6 protein-coding genes and 3 pseudogenes are annotated in these 4,895 nt (G+C 68.4%); 3 read left to right on the forward strand and 6 right to left on the reverse strand.

What is annotated here, in order from left to right; translation table 11 throughout:
- Positions 1-561, forward strand: a pseudogene (locus tag ACRDU5_RS19460) (transglycosylase family protein); the annotation flags it as partial.
- Positions 562-563: 2 nt separating this feature from the next.
- On the opposite strand, the gene ACRDU5_RS19465 reads toward ACRDU5_RS19460, so the two are convergent.
- The 6 genes and pseudogenes from ACRDU5_RS19465 to ACRDU5_RS19490 all read right to left on the reverse strand — a co-directional run.
- Complete coding sequence (locus tag ACRDU5_RS19465) at positions 564-992, reverse strand: molybdenum cofactor biosynthesis protein MoaE (RefSeq protein ID WP_526616418.1); 429 nt, start codon at positions 990-992, stop codon at positions 564-566.
- Positions 989-1,474 (reverse strand): MogA/MoaB family molybdenum cofactor biosynthesis protein, encoded by a 486-nt coding sequence (locus ACRDU5_RS19470; protein WP_526616419.1) that lies wholly within the window; start codon positions 1,472-1,474, stop codon positions 989-991. The genes ACRDU5_RS19465 and ACRDU5_RS19470 overlap by 4 nt, the downstream gene beginning before the upstream one ends.
- Positions 1,475-1,496: 22 nt before the next feature.
- The gene (gene moaC, locus ACRDU5_RS19475) at positions 1,497-1,934 is read right to left on the reverse strand and encodes a cyclic pyranopterin monophosphate synthase MoaC (RefSeq protein ID WP_526616423.1); all 438 of its coding nucleotides are present in this window, start codon (positions 1,932-1,934) and stop codon (positions 1,497-1,499) included.
- 86 nt (positions 1,935-2,020) lie between these two features.
- On the reverse strand, positions 2,021-2,221 hold the full coding sequence (locus tag ACRDU5_RS19480) for a hypothetical protein (protein WP_526616424.1): 201 nt from the start codon (positions 2,219-2,221) through the stop codon (positions 2,021-2,023).
- Positions 2,222-2,332: 111 nt separating this feature from the next.
- The gene (locus ACRDU5_RS19485) at positions 2,333-3,310 is read right to left on the reverse strand and encodes a transposase (protein WP_526616420.1); all 978 of its coding nucleotides are present in this window, start codon (positions 3,308-3,310) and stop codon (positions 2,333-2,335) included.
- Between the two features lie 59 nt (positions 3,311-3,369).
- Positions 3,370-3,438, reverse strand: a pseudogene (locus ACRDU5_RS19490) (hypothetical protein); the annotation flags it as partial.
- A gap of 97 nt (positions 3,439-3,535) precedes the next feature.
- Between ACRDU5_RS19490 and ACRDU5_RS19495 the strand changes: the two are divergent.
- A complete protein-coding gene (locus tag ACRDU5_RS19495; RefSeq protein WP_526616421.1) occupies positions 3,536-4,684 on the forward strand; it encodes an acyl-CoA dehydrogenase family protein in 1,149 nt (382 codons plus the stop codon).
- Positions 4,681-4,895: pseudogene (locus ACRDU5_RS19500) on the forward strand (acyl-CoA dehydrogenase); the annotation flags it as partial. The gene ACRDU5_RS19495 and the pseudogene ACRDU5_RS19500, both read left to right, overlap by 4 nt.

Here is a 4,895-nt window from a genome sequence, read left to right on the forward strand (position 1 = left end):
CCCCCGCCCCCGGCCCAGGAAGTGCGCTTCGAGGCGCTTACTCCCGACTGGGACCGCGTCGAGGGTGGTCCGGCCCCCGACGAGCCGCAGGTTTGGGCGCTGCACACCGCGCCACCGGCTGCCCCGCTGCCCCTCGACCCGGCACTGCCGGCTCCGCCGCCGCCGGCCCCTGGCGCGGTGCCCCCGCCGGCAGGTGACCCGCTGGCGCCGCTGAACGCGGTCAACATCCCGGCGCCGGCGTTCGACGCGGCCAACCAGGCCATGAGCGGCGACATACCGGTGCCTCCGGAGGGCGTGCCGCATCTGATCAGCCCGGAGAACCTGCCCCCTGGCAGCACCATCGATCCGTCAGCGATGCCGGCGGAGAGCCCCAACGTCACGTACCTCAAGGATCTGTGGCACGCGATCCAGACGCAGGAGATCACCGGCAAGGACGCACTTCTCGCCCTGACCCAGCGTCCGCTGACAACGCCGGCCCCAGAGAACATCCCAGCCCCGCCTGCTCCGGGTGCGGAGGTTCCGCCGCCGCTCCCTCCCGCCCCGGGGCAACCCCCGGCCTAGGTTTAGGCCGATCCGACCCATTCGTCGGAGCCGTCGGCGAAGAACTGGTGCTTCCACACCGGTAGCCGGGCCTTGACGGTGTCCACCAACCGGGCGCAGGTGTCGAATGCCGCCTGTCGGTGGTCCGCGGCGACCGCGGCGACCAGGGCGGCATCCCCGATCTGCAGCGTGCCGACGCGGTGACTGACGGCGATGGCGCGAACGCCCGCACAGTCATTCGCGATGTCGGATGCGATCCCGGTCAGGGTCTCCTGCGCCGAGGGGTGTGCGGAGTACTCGAGCCGTATCACTTCACGCTCGCCGTCGTGATCGCGGATGACGCCGGCGAAACCCACCACCGCACCGGCGGCCTCATGCGCCACCGATGCCTGGTGTTCGGCCAACTCGATCGGCTCCTCGGTCAGCGCGGCACGCAGCACGACGGCCGTCACTGCGGGTGGTCCTTCCCGCTCAGCTGATCCAGCGCGTGCTCGAGCACATCGTCGAGCACCCCAAGCCCGTCCTTGACGCCGCCGGGCGAGCCGGGCAGGTTGACCACGAGCGTTCGTCCGGCCACGCCGCAGACACCCCGGGACAGCACCGACGTCGGCACGTGCGGCAGCCCGGACCGGCGGATGGCGTCGGCCAGTCCCGGAATCTGAAAGTCCACCACCTCGGCGGTCACCTCGGGCGTCGCGTCGGTTGGCGAAATCCCGGTACCACCGGAAGTGATTACCACGTCGACCTTTTCGGCGATCGTCGCCCGTAGCGCGTCGCGCACGGCGGCGCCGTCGGGAACCACGATGGGTTCGGCGACCGCGAATCCCCGCCGGGTCAGCCAGTCCACGATGACGGGCCCGCAGCGGTCGGTGTACTCGCCGCCGGCTGCGCGGGTGGAGGCGATGACGACCCTGCCCGAGCGGGTCGTGGTCATCGGTTCTTCGGTCAAGCGCTCATCACCGTGTCCACGTCCCGGTCTTGCCGCCCTCTTTGCGCAACACCCGGATGTCGTCGATGCGCGCCGCCGGGTCGACGGCCTTGATCATGTCGTAGAGCGTCAGCGCCGCCACGCTGACCGCCGTCAGCGCCTCCATCTCCACGCCGGTGCGGTCGGTGCTGCGCACCGTCGCGAGGATGCCCACCGTCCCCGACTGGCCGGCCTTGCCCACCTCGAAGTCGACGTCGACGCCGGTCAACGCCAGCTGGTGGCAGAGCGGGATGAGCTCGCTGGTGCGTTTGGCCGCGAGAATGCCTGCCACCCGTGCGGTGGCCAGCGCATCGCCCTTCGGCAGCCCATGGGTGGCGATCAGCTCGACGACGTCGGAGCGGGTCAGCAGTGTGCCCGCCGCGACGGCGGTGCGCTTGGTGGCGTCCTTGCCGGTCACGTCGACCATGTGCGCCGCACCCGATTCATCCAGGTGCGAAAGCCCGCCCCCGGCCGAGCCGGGCAGATCAGCACCTGCGCGCGGTTCGGCCACCGTTACTTGTTGACGACCGTGACCGGGTGGGTGTACGGAATTTCGTCGGCCGGCAGCGGAAACGCCAGGTCACCGTAGGGCGACAGTGCGCCGGTGCGGTCGGTGGCCAACTCGCTGACCGCGTGGTCGTCGTCGCCGTCGAGCTCGGGCCAGCCGTTGTCGATATACCGGTTCTTCTGCCGCTTGTTCTCAGCCACGCCCATATTGTGGCAGGCCCCGCGCGCACTGGCGAGGTTGGGCGGCTGCTGCTTTACGCTGGTCAGCATTGACGTCCTCCCCTGGCTGATGTCAGGGGATTCCAACCCCACCACTTCCTATGCGGCAGGAGAGCAGAGTTGAGGTTCACGGTTCGCAGACCGGCTAGCGCCGAGGTCTCCCCGTGCTGTCACCGCCCGTCCGGCAGCGATGTTGCGTGCAGCGTTCACGTCGGCGTTGCACGGCCCGGAATTGCAGGCTACGCACTGGAAAACCGCTTGGCTCTTACGGTTCTCGGATGCGACATGCCCACACACGGAGCATCGTGGGGACGTGTACGCGGCCGGGATCTGCTCGACTCGACCACAAGCCTTTTGCTGCAAGCGTGCGGCCAGCAGACCCCAGCCGCTTCGGCTGATGCCCCGATTCAGCCCGCGCTTTTGCGCCACCCGCACACCGGGCTGCTCCACAGTTCCGCGCGCACTGCGGGTCATCGCCCGCATGTCAAGGACCTCGATGCGGCTCGTGTCGAAGCGCCGCGCGATGTCAGTGGTGGCCTTCTCGACCCAGTCCTTGCGCCGGTCCTTCTCCCGCGCCTTCCAATTTGCGATCGCCAGCTTCGTTCGTGCTCGCCGGTTGCAATCGCGCTGGGCGCGGGCCAGCCGCTGCTGCAACACATTCAACCGCTTGGCCTCATCCTGGCTGAAGCCCGGGGCGCGCAGCATTTCACCGGTAGACAATGCCGCCGACACCGCAACGCCACGGTCGATGCCCACGACGGTGGCATCCTCTGGGCCGGCGATGGGATCAGGGATGTGGGCGAACGCAACATGCCAGCGGCCGGCCCGATCACGGGTGACCCGGTAGGACTTCACGCCCTCGGGGACCGGGCGCGAGAGGCGGAAGCGCACCCACCCCACCTTGGGCACCCACACCCGACCGAACCGCCGATTCAGACGCTGCACGTGGTGCGGTTTGACCGCGACCTGCCGGAAACCGTCGTGAACACCGCTTTTACGCCACGTCGGGCGGCGATGTGTTCCGGTGAAAAAGTTCCGCATAGCCCGGGCGAAGTCCCGCAGCGCCTGCTGCTGCACGGTTTGCGAGCCGGCCGCCAGTGCCGGTGCTGCTCAAGGGCCAGGTTCCACACATACCGGGCATGGCGACACTGCTCGGCCAACACCGCCGCCTGCTCGGCGGTAGGCAACAACCGGTATCGCGCCACGCCAGCAACCTAACCGCCACTACCGACAAGTTACCGAAAGGAGAGGCGGCGCTTCCTTCCCCCGGGTAAACCCAGGCGTTCACGCCGCAAATACCCCATGAGGCAATTCGATGCGTTGCGCGGCAACGAACCCGAGCTCGCCAAGTGGCGGGCAGCAATCCGGGAGTTTCTGCGGGCCGACCGGGCCGAGTTCGGCTGGGTACCTGATGTCGACTCGTGGCTGGGCCAATGGGACGAAGGCTTCAGTGCGCGGCTCGGCGCGGCGGGATTCCTCGGGCTCATCATTCCCGAGAAGTACGGCGGGTCGCGCCTGAGCCACCTGCATCGCTACGTCGTGACCGAAGAACTTCTCGCACAGGGCGCTCCGGTCGCAGCGCACTGGGTCGCCGATCGCCAGGTTGTCCCGGGGCTGCTCGCGTACGGCAACGAGGAGCAGCGCGAACGCCTGCTGCCACGCATCGCCGCAGGCACCTTCTATTCGTCCATCGGGATGAGCGAGCACGGCGCGGGGAGCGACCTTGCGGCCGTCGCGACGAAAGCCGTCAGGACCGACGGCGGCTGGCTGCTCAGCGGTACCAAGGTGTGGACCAGCGGCGCACACCTGGCGCATCAGGTCGTGGTGCTGGCCAGGACCAGTCCGCCGGATCCGGAGAAACGACATGCCGGGTTCAGCCAGTTTCTCGTCCCGTGCGACGCCGACGGGGTGCGGATCGAACCGATCTTGCTGATGAACGGGGACCATCACTTCAACGAAGTCTCCTTCGAAGAGGTCTTCGTGCCCGACGCAGACGTGTTGGGCGAGGTAGGAAATGGCTGGCATCAGGTCACCGCGGAGCTGTCCTTCGAGCGCAGCGGGCCCGAACGCATCCTGTCCACCGCCCCGCTGATCGTCGCAGCGATCCGCGTGTTGGGCGCCCGCGCGGATTGCGACGACGCCACGGCCGCAACCATCGGCGACCTTCTCGCCCGGTTGATCTCGCTTCGTCAGCTGTCGGTGTGGGTGGCGCGCACGTTGACCGATAACAAGGATGCGGCCAACCAGGCCGCATTGGTCAAGGACCTCGGCACCCGCTTCGAGCAGGAGTCCATCGAGGTGATCGCGGATGTGCTCGACCGGGCACCCGCGACGCCGGAGTTGACCGCTTTGGCGGCCACCGCACAGCTGCACAAGCCCCTGTTCACGCTGCGCGGTGGCACCAACGAGGTGCTGCGCGGTGTTGTGGCGCGTGGAATGGGTTTGCGGTGAGCGCGCTTTCGGGCGGTGTCTTCGAAGCCGGCGTCGTTGACGACGAACATGCTGAACTCCGCCAGCTGGTTGACGACATCGGCCGCCGGTCCTTCGACGCGCGGCTGGGTCGGCGCCGCGTACCCGAGCAATTCGACGCGGACCTGTGGCAAAACCTCGAAGACACGGGGTTGGCCAGGCTGACGAGCGCTCCCGACCTGGAGGCGGGACC

Origin of the sequence: Mycobacterium sp. (assembly GCF_050701515.1) — a bacterium.
GTDB lineage: Bacteria > Actinomycetota > Actinomycetes > Mycobacteriales > Mycobacteriaceae > Mycobacterium.